Source organism: Streptomyces sp. NBC_00568 (assembly GCF_026341855.1).
GTDB lineage: Bacteria > Actinomycetota > Actinomycetes > Streptomycetales > Streptomycetaceae > Streptomyces.
The window spans coordinates 4,409,984-4,426,284 of the sequence record NZ_JAPENW010000001.1; the positions used below are offsets into that span (position 1 = coordinate 4,409,984).

General features: G+C 71.4%; 13 protein-coding genes. 2 read left to right on the plus strand and 11 right to left on the minus strand.

Annotation, left to right across the window (positions count from 1 at the left end):
- Positions 1–59 precede the first annotated feature (59 nt).
- The 6 genes from OOK38_RS19205 to OOK38_RS19230 all read right to left on the minus strand — a co-directional run bounded on the left by OOK38_RS19205 (position 60) and on the right by OOK38_RS19230 (position 6,841).
- Entirely contained in the window at positions 60–1,325 is a 1,266-nt protein-coding gene (locus OOK38_RS19205; protein ID WP_266758833.1) for a 6-phospho-beta-glucosidase, read from the minus strand.
- A gap of 2 nt (positions 1,326–1,327) precedes the next feature.
- Positions 1,328–2,221, minus strand: coding sequence for a carbohydrate ABC transporter permease (locus OOK38_RS19210; protein ID WP_266758831.1), 894 nt, complete (start codon positions 2,219–2,221; stop codon positions 1,328–1,330).
- Between the two features lie 3 nt (positions 2,222–2,224).
- Positions 2,225–3,166, minus strand: coding sequence for a carbohydrate ABC transporter permease (locus OOK38_RS19215; RefSeq protein WP_266758829.1), 942 nt, complete (start codon positions 3,164–3,166; stop codon positions 2,225–2,227).
- Between the two features lie 10 nt (positions 3,167–3,176).
- Positions 3,177–4,514 (minus strand): ABC transporter substrate-binding protein, encoded by a 1,338-nt coding sequence (locus tag OOK38_RS19220; protein ID WP_266758828.1) that lies wholly within the window; start codon positions 4,512–4,514, stop codon positions 3,177–3,179.
- A 59-nt stretch (positions 4,515–4,573) separates the two neighbouring features.
- Positions 4,574–5,785 carry an ROK family transcriptional regulator gene (locus OOK38_RS19225; protein ID WP_266758826.1) on the minus strand — a complete coding sequence of 404 codons (1,212 nt, stop codon included), beginning with the start codon at positions 5,783–5,785 and terminating at the stop codon, positions 4,574–4,576.
- A 222-nt stretch (positions 5,786–6,007) separates the two neighbouring features.
- Positions 6,008–6,841, minus strand: a complete 834-nt coding sequence (locus OOK38_RS19230) for a hypothetical protein (RefSeq protein WP_266758825.1) — start codon at positions 6,839–6,841, stop codon at positions 6,008–6,010.
- A gap of 477 nt (positions 6,842–7,318) precedes the next feature.
- On the opposite strand from OOK38_RS19230, the gene OOK38_RS19235 reads away from it, so the two are divergent.
- Positions 7,319–7,924: a hypothetical protein gene (locus OOK38_RS19235; protein WP_266758824.1), complete on the plus strand. Its 606-nt coding sequence runs from the start codon at positions 7,319–7,321 to the stop codon at positions 7,922–7,924.
- 155 nt (positions 7,925–8,079) lie between these two features.
- Here OOK38_RS19235 and OOK38_RS19240 read toward each other — a convergent pair whose 3' ends face one another.
- Complete coding sequence (locus OOK38_RS19240) at positions 8,080–9,222, minus strand: mechanosensitive ion channel family protein (RefSeq protein WP_266758822.1); 1,143 nt, start codon at positions 9,220–9,222, stop codon at positions 8,080–8,082.
- Positions 9,223–9,448: 226 nt separating this feature from the next.
- Here OOK38_RS19240 and OOK38_RS19245 point away from each other — a divergent pair, with 226 nt between their 5' ends.
- Positions 9,449–9,985, plus strand: coding sequence for an HNH endonuclease (locus OOK38_RS19245; RefSeq protein ID WP_266758820.1), 537 nt, complete (start codon positions 9,449–9,451; stop codon positions 9,983–9,985).
- A gap of 120 nt (positions 9,986–10,105) precedes the next feature.
- On the opposite strand, the gene OOK38_RS19250 is transcribed toward OOK38_RS19245, so the two are convergent.
- From OOK38_RS19250 to OOK38_RS19265, 4 genes are all read right to left on the minus strand, one after another.
- Complete coding sequence (locus OOK38_RS19250) at positions 10,106–11,446, minus strand: FtsX-like permease family protein (protein WP_266758818.1); 1,341 nt, start codon at positions 11,444–11,446, stop codon at positions 10,106–10,108.
- Complete coding sequence (locus OOK38_RS19255; RefSeq protein WP_266758817.1) at positions 11,443–12,153, minus strand: ABC transporter ATP-binding protein; 711 nt, start codon at positions 12,151–12,153, stop codon at positions 11,443–11,445. The genes OOK38_RS19250 and OOK38_RS19255 overlap by 4 nt, the downstream gene beginning before the upstream one ends.
- The gene (locus OOK38_RS19260) at positions 12,150–12,683 is read right to left on the minus strand and encodes a PadR family transcriptional regulator (RefSeq protein WP_266758815.1); all 534 of its coding nucleotides are present in this window, start codon (positions 12,681–12,683) and stop codon (positions 12,150–12,152) included. The genes OOK38_RS19255 and OOK38_RS19260 overlap by 4 nt, the downstream gene beginning before the upstream one ends.
- A gap of 107 nt (positions 12,684–12,790) precedes the next feature.
- Entirely contained in the window at positions 12,791–16,021 is a 3,231-nt protein-coding gene (locus OOK38_RS19265; RefSeq protein WP_266758813.1) for a beta-N-acetylglucosaminidase domain-containing protein, read from the minus strand.
- Positions 16,022–16,301 lie beyond the last annotated feature (280 nt).

The following is a 16,301-nucleotide window of genomic DNA, read 5'->3' on the forward strand; positions in this document are numbered from 1 at the left end:
GAGGCCCGCGGTCGCGGGGCCGGACCCGGCGGCCGTCCCGGCGCCGGATTCCGTTGACGTCATGCCCACGCGAGGTGCTCCCGGTTGTGCGCGATCAGCTGGTCGGTCAGGGTGTCGGCGTAGGCGTACTGGCCGACCAGGGGGTGGGCGAGCAGGGCCCGGAAGACCCGGTCGCGGCCGCCGCGCAGGGCGGCCTCCAGGGCGAGGTCCTCGTACGCCGTCACATTCGCCATCAGGCCCGCGTACAGCGGGTCCACGGCCTGCACCGGAAGAGGCGTCGGCCCCTTGGAGCTGACCGCTGCCTGCACCTCGATCACCGCGTCGTCCGGCAGGAACGGCAGGGTTCCCCGGTTGTACGTGTTCACCACCTGGTAGGGGCTGCCGCCCCCGCCGAGCAGCGACGCGGCCAGGTCCACGGCGGCCTCCGAGTAGAAGGCGCCGCCGCGGCGGGCCAGCAGCTCCGGCTTCTCGTCGAGCGCCGGGTCGCCGTACATCGTCAGCAACTCCCGCTCCATTGCCGCGACTTCGGCCGCGCGTGAGGGCTTGGTGCGCAGCTCCTCGACGACGGCGTCGTGCGCGTAGAAGTAGCGCAGGTAGTACGAGGGGACCACGCCGAGGCGGTCGACGAGGCTGCGGGGCAGCCGGAGGTCGTCGGCGACGGCGTCACCGTGCTCGGCGAGCAGCTTGGGCAGGACGTTCTCGCCCTCGGGACCGCCGAGGCGCACCCCGGTCTCCCAGGTGAGGTGGTTGAGGCCCACGTGGTCGAGGTGCACGTCGGCCGGGGAGACGCCGAGCAGGCCGGCGAACTTCCGCTGGAAGCCGATCGCCACGTTGCACAGGCCGACCGCCTTGTGGCCCGCCTGGAGCAGGGCGCGCGTCACGATGCCGACCGGGTTGGTGAAGTCGATGATCCACGCGTCCGGGTTGGTGCGGCGGACCCGCTCGGCGATGTCCAGCACCACCGGAACCGTGCGCAGCGCCTTGGCCAGACCGCCCGCGCCCGTCGTCTCCTGTCCGACGCAGCCGCACTCCAGCGGCCAGGTCTCGTCCTGCTGCCGCGCGGCCTGGCCGCCGACGCGCAGCTGCAGGAGCACCGCGTCGGCGCCCTCCACGCCCGCGTCCAGGTCGGAGGTCGTGACGATCCTGCCGGGGTGGCCCTGCTTGGCGAAGATGCGGCGCGCCAGACCGCCCACCAGCTCCAGGCGTTCGGCGGCCGGGTCGACGAGGACCAGTTCCTCGACGGGCAGGGTGTCCCGCAACCGTGCGAAGCCGTCGATGAGTTCGGGGGTGTAGGTCGACCCTCCGCCGACCACGGTGAGTTTCATGGTTAACCCTTCACTCCGGTGAGCGTGACACCCTCGACGAACGCCTTCTGCGCGAAGAAGAACACGAGGATCACGGGGGCCATGACCAGTACGGTCGCGGCCATGGTGAGATTCCAGTCGGTGTGGTGCGCGCCCTTGAACGACTCCAGGCCGTACGAGAGGGTCCAGGCGCCCTGGTTCTCGGAGGCGTAGATCTGCGGGCCGAAGTAGTCGTTCCAGGCGTAGAAGAACTGGAACAGCGCGACGGCCGCGATACCGGGCTTCGCCATCGGCAGGACGACCTTCAGCAGCGTCCGCAGATCCCCGCACCCGTCCACCTTGGCCGCGTCGAGGTACTCGTTCGGGATGGTCATCAGGAACTGGCGCAGCAGGAAGATGGAGAACGCGTCCCCGAACGCCATCGGGATGATCAGCGGCCACAGCGTGCCGGACAGGTCCAGCTGCTTCGCCCAGAACAGGTACATCGGGATGATCACGACCTGCGGCGGCAGCATCATCATCGAGATGACCAGCATCAGTGACAGATTCCGGCCGCGGAAGCGGAACTTGGCGAGCGCGTAGGCGACCGGGATCGACGAGACGACCGTCAGAACGGTGCCGAGGCCGGCGTAGAGCAGGGTGTTCTTCCACCAGGTGAGGAAGCCCGGGGTGTCGAAGACCTTCTTGTAGTTGCCCCACTCCCAGGTGTGCGGGATCAGATCGCGGCTGAGCGCCTGGGTGTCGCTCATCAGCGAGGTCAGGAACACGAACACGAAGGGCAGCACGAAGAAGAGGGCGGCGGCGACGCCGAGCGCGTGGACGGCGACCCATTCCAGAAGAGCCTTGCGGCGGGCGGTGCGCTCGGCGGGGGAGACCTGTGCGGTCAACTCCACCGGCTTGTCGAGTACTTGAGTCATCGGTCAGTCACCTGCCTGGATGAGACCGCCCCGGCGCCGCATCAGGAACGCGGTGAACACCATGGACAGGGCGAACAGCACGAGCGCGACCACACAGGCGGAGCCGTAGTCGAAGCGCTGGAAGCCGAGGTTGTAGACGAGCTGCGGCAGGGTGAGCGTCGACTTGTCGGGATAGCCGGGCTCGAACTGCGTACCGGCGCCCTGGATGACGCCCGAGGCGACCTTCCCGGCGATCAGCGGCTGTGTGTAGTACTGCATGGTCTGGATCACGCCGGTGACCACGGCGAACATCACGATCGGCGAGATGTTCGGCAGGGTGACGTACCGGAAGCGCTGCCAGGCCGAGGCGCCGTCCAGCTCGGCGGCCTCGTACTGCTCGGTCGGCACGTCGAGCAGCGCGGCCATGAAGATGACCATCAGGTCGCCGATGCCCCACAGGGCCAGCAGGGTCAGGGCGGGCTTCGACCAGGTGGGGTCGTTGAACCAGCCCGGAGCCGGGATGCCGGCCTTCTCCAGGAGCGAGTTGACCGGCCCCGTACCGGGGTTGAGCAGGAAGGCGAAGGCCATGGTGGCCGCCACCGGCGGGGCGAGGTAGGGCAGGTAGAAGAGCGTGCGGAAGACACCCGTGCCGGTCTTGATCTTCGTGATCAGCAGTCCCACGCCGAGCCCGAACAGCACGCGCAGGGTCACCATGACGAGGACGAGCCACAGGGTGTTGCGCAACGCGGGCCAGAACAGCGGGTAGTTCTCGAAGACGTACGTCCAGTTCTTCGTCCCCACCCACGTCGGCGGCTTGAAGCCGTCGTAGTGCATGAAGGAGAAGTAGACGGTCGAGATCAGCGGGTAGGCGAAGAAGACCGCGAAGCCGATCAGCCAGGGCGACATGAAGGCGAGGGTCCGAAGCGCCGAGCGCCGGCGCTTCGAAGCGAGCGTGACAGTACTCATGTCCGTGCGGCTACTTCGCCTGCGCGATGTCCGTGTCGATCTGCTTGGCGGTGGATTCCAGGCCCGCCTTCAGATCCTTGGTCTTGCCGCTCTCGTAGTCGTATCCGAACTGCTGGAGCGTCACGAGGTAGGTGCCGCCGTTGATGGACGCCGGAGTCGTCGTCGAGTTCGGGTTCGAGGCGATGTCCAGGAAGGTCTTGAAGCGCGGGTCGTACTTCAGCTTCGGCGACTTGAGGGCCGCGAGCGTGGAGGGGACGTTGTGGATGGCGTTGGCGAAGCCGACCACCGCGTCCGTGTCCGTGGTCATGTATTTGACCAGCTCCCAGGCCGCGTTCCGCTTCTTGCTGGTGGCCGCGACGCCCGCGATCGTGCCGGTGATGTAGCCCTTGCCGTACTGGTCCGCCCGGTCGTCCGGGACGGGCAGCGGGGCGACGCCGATCTCGAAGCCGGGCTTGGCCTCCTCGGCCATGCCGAGCCGCCACTCGCCGTCCAGCTGCATGGCGACCTGACCGGTGTGGAAGGGGTGCTTGGGGCCCCATTCGTCACCGAGCTTGGAACGGTAGGTCTCCAGCTTCTTGTAGCCGCCGAGTGCGTCGACCAGCTTCTTCTGGAGGGTGAACCCGGCCGTGAAGGCGGGGTCCTTGGCGATGTTCGACTTGCCGCTGCTGTCGAAGTACGTCGGCGAGAACTGCCCGAAGTAGTGCTCGGTGGTGGACTCCCAGCCGTGGTAGTTCGGCATGAAGCCGAGCTGGGAGTAGGAGTCGCCCTTGGCGATGGTGAGCTTCTTGGCGTCCTTCTCGAACTCCGACCAGGTCTTCGGAGGTGAGGTGATCCCGGCCTTCTCGAAGGCGGTCTTGTTGTAGTAGAGCCCGTACGCGTCACCGAGCAGCGGCACCGTGCAGCGGTTGCCGTCGAACTGGGTGTACTCGTTCATCGCCTTCGGAAACGTCGTCTCCGGGTCGATGCCCGCCTTCTTGAAGAAGGGGTTCAGGTCGACGAAGGCGCCGGACGAGCAGAACTTGCCCACGTTGTTGGTGGTGAAGGAGGAGACGACGTCGGGAGCCTTGTCGCCGCCCGCGCGCAGCGCCTGGTTGATCTTGTCGTCCGTCATGTTGCCGACGACGTTGACGTGGATGTTGGGGTGCGCCTTCTCGAAGCCCGCGACCAGCGACTTCACGGCCTTGACCTCGTTCGGCGCGCTCCAGGCGTGCCAGAAGTTGATCGTCTGCTCCTTGGACGCGTCGTCGCTCGCGCCGGAGTCGGACTGGCCGGTACAGGCTGTGGCGAGGAGGGCTATCGAGGCGGAGGCGGCGAGCGCGGCAGCCGCCTTTCGGGACATTCCGGGCATGGCGAGGTCTCCCTGCGAAGGACGGGGCGGGACGGGGGAGTTGCGGGCTTGGGGCGGATTCAGCGGGAGGTGTCGAAGACCTCGTCGCGGGTGGCTGCCAGGGCGCTCTCCAACGCGCCGCGCAGCACGGGGTGTTCGTGTACGTCGCCGACGACGAGCCGTGGCCGGGACGCGGCCAGCTCCTCCAGCTCGGCCTGGACCAGGGCGCGCAGCGGTTCCCCGCCCGCGGTGAGCGACGATCCGCTGAGGACGACGAGTTCGGGGTCGAGCACGGAGACGAGGGAGGCCAGACCGGTGGCGAGCCCGGTCGCGTACGTCTCCAGGAGCCGCCGGTAGGGGCCCTCGTCGACGGCGGCGGCCCGCTCGACGACGGTGGCCGCGACCTCGGCGTACGGACCCGTGGGCAGGTCCTTGATGCCGAGTTCGCGCGCCAGCTTGGGGATGGCCTGCGAACCGGCCAGTTCCTGGTAGCCGCCGCTGTTGGCCTTGGTCACCTGGCGCACCAGGGGCGCGCCGGGCACCGGCAGGAAGCCGACCTCGCCCGCGCCGCCGGTCCAGCCGCGGTGCAGCCGGCCGCCGAGGACGAGCGCGGCACCGAGACCGCCCTCGTTCCACAGCAGGACGAAGTCCTCGTGGCCCCGGGCGGCACCGAGCCGCTGCTCCGCGATGGCGACGAGGTTGACGTCGTTCTCGTACTCGACGGGCATCGGCAGCGCGGCCGCCAGCTCGTCGAGGAGGGTCGGGGTGTGCCAGCCGGGCAGGTGGGAGGCGTAGCGCAGCCGGCCGGTGTTGGGGTCGAAGGCGCCGGGGGTGCCGATGACCAGGCGGCGGACGTCGTCCCGGGCGAGCCCGGCCGCCTTCACCGCGCCGTCGAGGGCGTCGGTGACCTGGCGTACGACGGGCTGGGCCGGGCGGCGGCCCGGGGTGGGCAGCTCGTACTCGCCGACCGTGCGGCCGGTGATGTCGGCGACGGCGGCCAGGATGCGTTCGGGCGTGACGTCCAGGCCCGCCGCGTGACCGGCGCCCGGATTGACCACGTACAGCTGGGCGTTGGGGCCGGGCCGGCCCTCGCTCGTGCCGGTGGCGAGCACGAGTCCCGCCGCTTCCAGGCGGGCGAGGAGCTGTGAGGCGGTGGGCTTGGACAGCCCGGTGAGCTTCCCGATCCGGGTCCGTGAGAGCGGGCCGTGCGCGAGCAGCAGATCGAGAGCGGCGCGGTCGTTCATCGCGCGCAGGACGCGCGGAGTGCCCGGCGTACCGGCGGATCCTGCCATGTCTGTCGCCACCTGCCCTTCTTGGCCGACCAGCTTCCCAGGGGTGCCTTCGGGAAGTCCACCGCAAGATCATTGTTAGGAAAGTTTCCTATTGCTGGTGCGAGGAAAGTAGGCCGGGGGAGGCGGGGGCGTCAAGAGAAACCGCCCCCGAGGCAACAGAGTCGTTACCTGCGAGGGCGGTGTGTCGGTGCTGGGCAGCGCGCGTTCGTGGCGCGCCGCGGCCTACTTCACGTCGACGTAGTCACCGGTGGCCGTCTTGGTCCCGGTGGTGGACGTTCCGGCGAAGGAGAAGCGGTAGGTGCCGTCGGCCGAGGCCTTGACGGTGGTCTTGAGCGCGCCGGAGGTGCCGGACGTGACCGTCTTGACGGTCGTGTAGGCGCTCGCGCCCTTGGCCTTGAACTGGAGGGCGACCGGCTGGCCCGTGTAGCCCGCGTACTCGCTGCTGTACCAGTTGGCGCGGGTCAGGCTGCCGGTGACGGTGAGGGTCTTGCCCTTGGTGACCGGCTCCGGGCCCGCGTTGACGGTGAGCTTGGCGGCCCGCTTGATCTGCACGGAGGCCAGGGGGCCCCACATGTCGTCGGCGTAGTTGACGCTGACGTGGCCGTCGGAGTCGTCCTCGTCGGCGTCGAGGCGCCCGTAGTAGCCGGCGGCGTGCCAGGTGGTGGCGTCCGCGGCCTCGTACAGCGAGGCCCACGGGTCGAGGGGGATCGTCTCCTCGCACGACTCGGTCACCGTGGCGGCGGTCGTCGCGGTGGTGGTGCAGGTGGGCTTCTTGTCGTTCCCGAGTTCGTTCGCGATCCTGGAGAGCGAACCCCGGTAGAGGACGATGCCCGCGGCCTTCGTCTCGTTGTCGAGCACGATGTCGGAGGGGCGGGTCAGGGTGTACGTGACCGGGACGTTCACCACGTTCGTGGTGCCGACGACGATCGGCTTGCCGCCGTTGACGACCACCTTCGAGAAGGTGAAGTCCGGAGTGGTGGCCGACGCGGCCGGCACGGCCAGGGCGGACAGGGCCAGGGCGCCGGAGACGACGGCGCCTATGGCGAACTTGCGCATGGATTACCCACCTTCGAAGCGGACCCCTGGGCATTGCGCTCCAGAACAAGGGCCCCGCTGTTGAAGGTGACCATATGGGGCGGGTGAATGTGACCGTCATGCGGGTGACCTGTGAAGACGAGCGATATCGGCCGAGGGGGCGCGACGGCTTCGGACCGGGCCCGGCGGGCGTCACGAGTTGATCACGATCACCCGTCGGCACAGGTCAGGGGCCCCGCCGCCCGTTGCCGCCCATCTGTCCGGTGTTGCGGTGGATTGCCGCGGTGCCGAAGCACAGGTCCGTCACAGACGTGAAGGGGGCGAGTGGGCTCCCGGCGCGCGGGTCAAGGGTGTTGACGCTGCCGTAGATCACCAAGTGATGACGCGGGCCCTGCCGCGCGGACCCTCGCACAGGTCGCCGCTTCCCTGGTGACGTACGGTGCCGGGCCAGGGCCTCGGCCCTGCGCAACCTGGGCCGAACCATCCGGAAGTGACTTCATGAAAGCGAACCCTCGGACGACACGGGAGGCGCTGACCCGTCTGCTCCTGGCCTGCTGGGGCACGGCCGCGGGCCAGTGCTTCCCGCTGGCCGCCACCAAGATGGTCATCGACCTGCTGGACGACGACCTCACCTGGCCCGCCCTGGGCGGGGAGATCGCGGGCACGGTTCTGGTGTGGGCGGTCGGCAGCCTCGTCGTCGCGGCTGTCGCGGTTCTGCTGCTGCGGCGGCGGGCCCGGACTTCCGGTCTGCTTCTCTCCGAGCGTGCCCTGGGCAAGCGGCAGCGGCATCTGCTGCGGCCGATGCTTCCCGGGGCCGGGTGGCGGGAACGGGTGCGCGAGGAACTGACCTCGTCGCAAAGGGTGTTCCTCGTCGCGGAGAAGGGCGACGAGGAGATCCACTTCCGGTGGCGCCCCGGACGGGGGGACGGCTCCGTGTGGGGATCGATGACCTTCGACGCCACGGCGGGGACGGTGCTGCTCGACCTCCGTGAACAGGAGGGGCTCATGGGCGTGGCCGGACTGAGAAGGGGCTCCGCGTTCGCCGCGGCCTGCCAGATAGCGCGGCTGACCGCACTGGAGTCGCCGGTGACGGCTCCGGCCTGACCTCCCGTCGGGGGGACGTCTCCCTCCCCGCGACCGCGCGCGGGCGGCATCGGCCTTCCGGCGCGCGGGAGAAGGCACCGGAAGCACCACGGCGGAAGGCGGCGCCCGGAGAATCCCGGGCGCCGCCTTCCGCTCGTTCGGTCGAGTCCGCGCGCCTACTTCGGAACGGGCGTCGGTGTGATCGGCGAGGCCGCCATGGCCTGCGGGGACGCCGGGTTCGCCTGGGCCGACGGCGCGGCCACGTTCTCCGTCGGGTCGGGGGCCGGCTCCTCCTCCGGCTCGGCCACAGGGCCGCCGACGATGCGGATGTCCGCCGCGTCGAAGGCGCGCTTGATGCGCCAGCGGATCTCGCGTTCCACGGAGAGTGCCTTGCCGGGCATGGTCTTCGCCGAGACGCGGACCACCATGGAGTCGAGGAGGACGCTGTCCAGGCCCAGGATCTCGATCGGGCCCCACAGGCGCTCGTTCCAGGGCTCTTCCTTGCTGAGGGTCTCGGCCACCTCGTCGATGACGGACCGGACGCGGTCCAGGTCCTCCGAGGCGCGGACGGTGACGTCCACACCCGCCGTGGCCCAGCCCTGGGAGAGGTTGCCGATGCGCTTGACCTCGCCGTTGCGGACGTACCAGATCTCGCCGTTGTCGCCGCGCAGCTTGGTCACGCGCAGGCCCACCTCGATGACCTCGCCGGAGGCGACGCCCGCGTCGATCGTGTCGCCGACGCCGTACTGGTCCTCGAGGATCATGAAGACGCCGGAGAGGAAGTCGGTGACCAGGTTGCGGGCACCAAAACCGATCGCGACACCGGCCACACCGGCCGAGGCGAGCAGCGGGGCCAGATTGATCTCGAACGTGCCGAGGACCATCAGCGCGGCCGTACCCATGATCAGGAAGGACGCGACGGACCGCAGGACCGACCCGATGGCCTGGGAGCGCTGCCGGCGGCGCTCCACATTCACCAGCAGACCGCCGAGCGCCGTGCCGTCGACGGCCTCCGCGGTGCGGCTCATCCGGTCGATGAGCTTGGTGATCGCCCGCCGCACGAACACTCTCAGTGCGGCGGCTATCACCAGGATCAGCAACACGCGCAGACCTATCGAGAGCCAGGTCGACCAGTTCTCCTCGACCCAGCTGGCTGCGTTGGTCGCACTTTCCTGGGCGTCCTGAAGCGTGGGGGTCACCGGAGCGGTCGACGTCGAGGGAGACGGCGACGGGGTCGAACCGGTGGCCAGGGCCAATAGGACGGGCAGGGACACAGCAGGTACCTCCAGGCGTAGCGGTCTGCCCACGGCCGGGGACATGAGGGGCGCCGATAGGGCAGAACCACCACACTAACGGGGCATCGTGTGTGGATTGTTGCGATGTTCGGGGGAGAGGCGGTGCTCACCTGGGGATGTAGGGGGTGTGGTCGAAAACACTCCCAGCCCGTTACCGGGACATGGTGGCGCTTCCACCAGGCATGAGGGGAGACTGACTGCAGATCGTCCCGGCGCGAGCCACGCGCCGCCGGCGTACAAGGAGGCATCCGTGCCGCATGTCCTGGTCCTCAACGCGTCGTACGAGCCCCTCGGCGTCGTACCGCTCCGCCGCGCGCTCGTCCTCGTCCTTGAGAACAAAGCCGTCTCTCTCGAGGAATCCGGCGCCTTCATGCACAGCGCGACCGTTACTGTCCCCGCACCCAGCGTGGTCCGGCTGAAGAGGTTCGTACGGGTTCCCTACCGAGGGCCCGTCCCGCTGACCAGGCGAGCTCTGTTCGCCCGCGACGGCGGCCGGTGCATGTACTGCGGTGGCGTCGCAACCAGCGTCGACCACGTCATCCCGCGCTCCCGCGGGGGTCAGCACGCCTGGGACAACGTGGTGGCGTCCTGCCGCCGCTGCAACCACACCAAGGCCGACCGCCACCTGGTCGAGATCGGCTGGCGCCTGCGCCACAAACCGGCCCCGCCGTCGGGGCTCGCATGGCGCATCATCGGAACCGGGCACCGGGACCCACGCTGGTTGCCCTACCTGCAGCCGTACGGCGCGGACGACGCGATGGCCCGGATCGACGGCATTTCCGCCTGACGATCCGGGCTTTTGCGTCGGCTCGCGGCACCCGTGGCCGTGGCCCTGTTCCGGCTCCCCAGGAGGACCCTCGTGCCTCCCGGGGAGCCGGCCGTGCCCGTGGGCCGGACAGGGCGCCGTTCAGAGGTGGCGCAGCTCCGCCGGGTGCACCGAGCGCCGCAGCAGGGGCAGGGACGTGGCCGCGGCCAGCAGGCAGGCCGCGTAGACGGCCACGGGGACGACCACCGGCAGCACCGGCACCGTTCCACCGCCCGCGAGCAGTCCGTACCCGACGCTGATCCCGAGGCCTCCCGCACCGGCCAGCGCGACCGCCGGGGCCAGCGGCAGGGCTGTCTCCAGGAGCATGGCCCTGCCGAGCACGGCCTGCGGCACCCCGGCGGCGGCCTGCGCGGCGAGGCCGCGGCGGCGGGTGGCCAGCGATTCGGCCGTCCCCACGGCCAGCCCGGACAGGGTGATGGCGAGGGCGAGCAGGATCGCGGCGCCCGTGAGGTCGATACCGGTGGTGTAGAAGGACAGGCTCTCTGAGAGCGCGTCGGGGTCGCGCCCGGTGATGTCATCGAGCAGCACCTGCCGTACGCCCACGAAGCCCGTCCCCACGACGGTCACCAGCAGCACCGCCGCATGGGTGCGGGCGCCGGCCCAGGGATCGTCCCGCAGCCGCTCGGCCGCGATCAGGGTCGCCGGGTTCCCGGTCCGCCCGGCGAGCACGCGGCCCGTCAGGCGGGCGCTCGTGCCGACGGCCCAGATGGCCCCGAGTCCCGTGAGAATCACCACGGAAAAGACGAGTACCGGGGCCGGGGCGAGCCTGCCGAAGCTTCGCGGAGCGATGGCGAGTCCGGTGAGAAGCATCACGAGGGCCGCCACGAGGACGGCGAGCCCCGGACCCCGCCCGCCGCTCGGGCGCACCCGGCGTACCCAGCCCAGGGGTGAGGTGACCACCCGGCGCAGGGCGAGCGTGCTCACCAGGGCGCCCAGTACGGGCACGGCGACCGCGACCCCCGCGCATCCTGCCCAGACGGCGGCAGGCGGGTTCTGCCACTGGCGCAGGAGGATCCACACGGAGAGGAGGGTGGCGACGGCCGTGCCGAGGAGGCACGCGAGGCCCGCCTCCAGAGCGGCGATCCGCCGCACCTGCGCCGGGGTGGCCCCCGCGAGGCGCAGTCCGGCGAGCCTTCGGTCGCGGTGCACGGCACCGATGCGGGCGCACTGGCCGAGGAAGCCCAGCACCGGCACCAGCAGAAGCAGCAGGGTGAGGACCACGCCGGCGCGCTGGCCGGGCTGCTCGAGCAGGCCGTCGGCGAGGGGCAGGTGGTACTGCCCCTGGAGCGAGGCGATCGCGACGGCGGCCAGGCAGAGCCCGGCGGCGAGGGCGGCTCCCACGGCCGTGAGGGCGACCCGCCACCATTCACGCCGGTCGGAACCGCTGGTCAGGAGCAGCGCGAGCCGGAGGTCGGTTCTCACAGGGACACCCCCGCCGCGGCCGGGCCGGCCGACAGGATGCCGGAGTCGGCCACGGCGCCGTCCCGCAGGGACACCTCCCGGTCCGCGTACGCCGCCACCTGGGCGTCGTGCGTGATCAGCAGGACCGCCGTGCCGGCTTCCCGGGCGGTGTGGATCAGGGCGGTCATCACCTGCTCCCCGGCGAGGGAGTCGAGCGCGCCGGTGGGCTCGTCCGCGAAGACGACCTTCGGAGCCGTCACGAGGGCCCGTGCCAGCGACACCCGCTGGGCCTGGCCGCCGCTCATCTCGCCGGGCCGCAGCGCTTCCTGCCCCTTGACGCCGAACCGCTCCAGCCACTCGCCCGCCTGCTCCCGGGCCGCCGCGCGGGAGGTGCCCGCGAGCAGCAGGGGCAGCGCCACGTTGTCGGCGGCGGTGAGCTCGGGGATCAGCTGCCCGAACTGGAACACCACCCCGAAGTCCGTGCGGCGCAGCTCGCTCAGCCGCTTCTCGGGAAGCAGGTCGAGGCGCTCACCCCCGTACTCCACCGTGCCGCTGTCGGGCTTGACGATGCCCGCCAGGCAGTGCAGCAGCGTGGACTTGCCACTGCCGCTGGCCCCCGTGACGGCGAGCACCTCGCCCGCGGCCAGCTCCACCGAGGCACCGCGCAGCGCCGGGGTGGCACCGTGCGTCTTGACCAGGCCCCGGGCGGCCAGAAGTGGGTTGCTCATGCTGCGTCGACCTCCGCGGTCAGGGTGGTGAGCCGGGCCGCCGTGGTGTTCATCCAGCGGAGGTCGGCGTCGAGGTGGTTGAGGGCGTAGTCGGCCGAGAGGACGGTCGCGAGGTCGGCGGCGGGCGCCGTCTTCACCGCCGTGAGTTCACGCATCCGCGCCATGTGCGCGGCGCGCTGGGCCCGCAGATAGCCGGCCGGGTCCGCCGAGGCGAGGATCGAGACGACGACCTTGGCGAAGATCTCGTTCGTCACGAAGGGCGCGGGCGGCGCGATCTCGCCCGCCCACTGGGTCAGTTCGCGCGATCCGTCGTCGGTCGAGCGGTACATCGTCCGCTCGGGACCGCCGTCCGAGTCGGTGCCGTCGACTTCGGCGAGCCCGTCGCGGACCAGGCGCTGCAAGGTTGTGTAGACCTGCCCGTAAGCCAGCGGGCGGGCCTGCGGGAAACGTTCGTCGTGCCGTCGCTTGAGGTCGTACCCATGGCTGGGACCTCCGGCGAGCAGCCCCAACAGGATGTGACGGGTGCTCATGGAGATCAGTATGTACTCAAGATATGTACTGAGTGAATAGCTGGCGGAGGATTGCTGAAGATCGATCGCGGAAGGGGCGCTGCCCCGAAGGCGGTCCGGACCGGGCGTCAGTCCGCGACCGCGTACGCCTCCACGGACCACAGCGAGTACCCGTACCGCGTCGCCCGCTCGACCCCCTGGACGCGTACGTAGCGGACGTCGCTTTCGTCGAAGCGGAGGGATTCGCGGCCGCCCCGGCCGTCGGTCACGGTCGTCGCCGTGCGCCAGACGCGGCCGTCGGCGGAGACCTGGACGCGGTACGTGGAGGGGTACGCGTCCTGCCAGCTCAGCACGAGCCGGCCGAGGCGCGCCGGCTCCGCGAGCCGCACCTGCCACCAGGCGCCGTTCTCGACGGGGGAGGACCAGCGGGTCCCCGGGTCACCGTCGTTGGCCGCCGGCGCCGGGAAGTCGGGGGTCTCGTCGCCGGACGAGGAGGCCGTGCCGGTGCGGGCCAGGTCGGGGCCCGCCGTGCGCGGGAAGGCGCGGACGGTCAGCGCCCGGGTCTGCGAGCCGAAGGCGACCGTGACGTCGTACGAGCCCGACGGCGTCCCCGGCGGGACCGTGACCTCGACGAGGCCGTCGACGACGGCGCCGCGCGGGAGGGTCGGCGAGGGCTGCGAGACCTTGACCTCGATGCCCTTGGGGGCCCGCGCGGTCAGTTCACCCCTGATGTCGGAGGGACGCAGCGACGTCAGCCGGGCCGTCACCCGCTGCGTACCGCCGATCTCCACGTCCGTCACGGAGCGGGCCAGCTCCAGCGCCACGGCGGGGGAGTCGGCGAACCACGGGACGAGATGGCGGACCTGGGAACGCGTGGGACCGCCGACCCGGAGCGCGTCCGCGCGCACACCCGCCGCGCCGATCTCCGTGGCACCCCCGGCATCCAGCGCGCCGAGGTACCGCCAGCCCTCGCCCGGGACGTGCGCCTCGACGGAACCCGCCGTGCCCGGATCGGTGAGCACGCTCACCGCGGTGAGCGTGCGGGGGCGCGGGAGACGGACGACGCGGCCGTCCTGACCGGCGCCGCCGTCCTCCCGCGTGCCGTCGTCCTGCGGCAGGCCGTCCCGCGGAGTCCCGCCGTCGTCCGGGGTGCCGCCGTCCGCCGCCGAGTCGTCCCCGGTCCTCGCACCGTCGTCCGCCGTAGCTCCGGTGTCCTTCCCGGCGTCGCGGCCCGTGGCGGGCTCGTTGTCGAGGCCCGCCCACTGCTCGTACGCCGTGCGGGCCTTCGTCAGGAACGGGTCGAGCACGCCCTTGCCGACCGTCACCCCGCTCGCCGCGAGTTCGGCGCGCTGCCGGTCCAGAGTGCGGTACGCCGTCCAGGCGGCCGTCGCGTCACCGCTCGACTGGGCACTCAGCAGGGCGACGGCCGTCTCGCCGGCCGTGCCGTAGCGCGCCAACTGCTCGGTCCAGGGCTGCACTTCGGTGGCGATCGGACGCCCCGCCAGCCGCCGGGGCGTCTCGCGCATGACCGTGAACGCCGCGCGCAGCCGCTCGGCCGCGCTCTCGTTCGCGGCCCGGTCCGTGGTCGTCCGCGCCTGCCAGAACGCCTCGATGAGCGGGCGCAGATACGCCGACTCCTCGCCGCCCAGAACGGAGGAGGCGTCGTTCCCCGCCAGCGCGCGCAGCGCGTCCGCGCTCCGGGCGTCGCCGTCCGCGAGGTCCTCGATCGCGCCACCCCAGGACTCCTGGGGCCGGTAGTCCCGCGGGTTCCACGCGTAGTCGGCCGCCGTGAACAGCGGGATGCGGGAGGCCTCCGCCTGGGGCATCGCGTTCGCCAGCAGCGCCGCCGAGCCCGTGGCCACCGCCGGTTCGCGCCCCTGGTAGGGGCCGAGGAACACCCGGTCCTGCGCGTAGTCGTTGACGGGGTAGTTGTCCATGGTGACCAGCGGGTGGCTGCCGAACACATCGCGGGTGCGCGCCAGTTCGCCGCCCGTGATCGTCTTCGGTACGACACCGACGCCCGTCCACGCGACCTCGACGCCCTCGTCCAGGGCGCTCGCCAGCTGCCGGCGGTAGGCGGTCGAACCGTCCTCGTAGTACTCCGTCGGCATCAGGGACAACGCGGCCACGTCCGGGTGGCGCGCGGCGAGATGCCGGGCCACGGCGTTCGCCACCCGCGCCTGCGCCTTCGCCGCCGACTCGGAGCCGGAGCCGAACGCGTCCGCGTCCGCCTCGCAGTGCCACTCCGTGTAACTGACGTCCTGGAACTGCAGCTGGAAGGCGCGGAATCCGAGAGCCCACATGGCGTCGAGCTTGCGCGTGAGTGCCTTCACATCGGCGTCCGAGGAGAAACACATCGCCTGCCCGGGAGCCACCGCCCAGGTCGGCGCGACGTGATTGCGGCGCGCGCGCTCCGCCAGGTCCCGGAAATGGGCGCGCTGCCCGGCCGGGTACGGCTCACGCCAGCGCGCCTGCCGGTACAGGTCGTCACCGGGTGCGTAGACATAGCGGTTCTGCTTGGTCCGCCCCATGAAGTCCAGCTGCGCGAGGCGCTGTTCGGGGGTCCAGGGACTGCCGTAGAACCCCTCGGTCGTGCCGCGCACGGCGGTGCCGGGCCAGTCCCGGACGACGGCCCCGGCGATCCGGCGGTCGGCTCCGAGAAGCTGACGCAGCGTCTGCACCGCGTGGTACAGGCCGTCCTCGCCGACGCCCGCGAGAGCGACGGTGTCGCGGCCGTCGGCCCGGCCGACGGCCAGCCGGTATCCGCCGGAGGGCAGATCGGCGCGGGGCGCGGCGCCGAGCGCCGTGAGCGCCCGCTCCAGGGAGCCCGACGCGGCCGGTGCGCCGGAGAAGGAGCTCGCGCCCGGCGCGCCCCGCCCGCCGGCGTTCGCCGATTCCGTACCCGCGCGCACCACCAGGGCGTGCGCCGGGAGAGCGTCGCCGTCGCGCGCCGTCGTGATCCTGCGGGCTCCGGCCTGCCGCAGCAGGCCCCGCAGCGCTTCGAGGGCGTACGGGTCGAGCGGGGTGTCCGAGGCGTGCGGGTCGATGGCCACACCGGGGGCGTACGGAGCGAGGGGAGCGCCGGGAGAGTACGAGCCGGCCGGAGAGCCGGACGCGGCCGGGCCCGTCGTGCCGGTGATCAGGACGACCTCGTCCGTCACGGCGACCGGAGTGCCGTTCGCGCGCAGGGACTGCGGGCGGGGCCAGACGGCGGGCACCCCGCTGCCGATGGGCTCGCGGTCCTCCGCGGTGGCCGTCGGGCCGGGCGGCGCCGCGACGGCGGCGGGAGCCGTACCGATCGCGCTCGCGACGACGGCGAACGCGAGCGCGGTCGCCCCTTTTCCACGCCGGAGCCGCACGTTCCCCCCTGGTGTCTCGCCGCCCCGACCGCAGCGTCGGGGTGGCGTCGAGCCCACCATCCGGGCGGTGAAGGTGTCAACGAGAGTGGCCGAAGTGCCGGGATTGCCCCAGCCTGGAGGGGCGGCCCGGAGGTGTGGGACGGCGACAGAATGTGACCAGAAGCACGTTGTTCGTCCGTGTGCGTCTGCCGTCGCGCCCACGGGGTAGGGCTGCGGTAACCGCCAGGGCATCCGTTTCCGGCACGATCTGCCGGAATGCCCTCGGCCGCCGTAACCGACC

What these genes read in the sequence shown, in the direction of transcription:
- OOK38_RS19255 (WP_266758817.1), bottom strand. Translation starts at nt 12,153, where the DNA reads ATGAGCAACCCACTTCTGGCCGCCCGGGGCCTGGTCAAGACGCACGGT.
- OOK38_RS19215 (WP_266758829.1), bottom strand. Translation starts at nt 3,166, where the DNA reads ATGAGTACTGTCACGCTCGCTTCGAAGCGCCGGCGCTCGGCGCTTCGG.
- OOK38_RS19230 (WP_266758825.1), bottom strand. Translation starts at nt 6,841, where the DNA reads ATGCGCAAGTTCGCCATAGGCGCCGTCGTCTCCGGCGCCCTGGCCCTG.
- OOK38_RS19210 (WP_266758831.1), bottom strand. Translation starts at nt 2,221, where the DNA reads ATGACTCAAGTACTCGACAAGCCGGTGGAGTTGACCGCACAGGTCTCC.
- OOK38_RS19225 (WP_266758826.1), bottom strand. Translation starts at nt 5,785, where the DNA reads ATGGCAGGATCCGCCGGTACGCCGGGCACTCCGCGCGTCCTGCGCGCG.
- OOK38_RS19235 (WP_266758824.1), top strand. Translation starts at nt 7,319, where the DNA reads ATGAAAGCGAACCCTCGGACGACACGGGAGGCGCTGACCCGTCTGCTC.
- OOK38_RS19220 (WP_266758828.1), bottom strand. Translation starts at nt 4,514, where the DNA reads ATGCCCGGAATGTCCCGAAAGGCGGCTGCCGCGCTCGCCGCCTCCGCC.
- OOK38_RS19240 (WP_266758822.1), bottom strand. Translation starts at nt 9,222, where the DNA reads ATGTCCCCGGCCGTGGGCAGACCGCTACGCCTGGAGGTACCTGCTGTG.
- OOK38_RS19205 (WP_266758833.1), bottom strand. Translation starts at nt 1,325, where the DNA reads ATGAAACTCACCGTGGTCGGCGGAGGGTCGACCTACACCCCCGAACTC.
- OOK38_RS19260 (WP_266758815.1), bottom strand. Translation starts at nt 12,683, where the DNA reads ATGAGCACCCGTCACATCCTGTTGGGGCTGCTCGCCGGAGGTCCCAGC.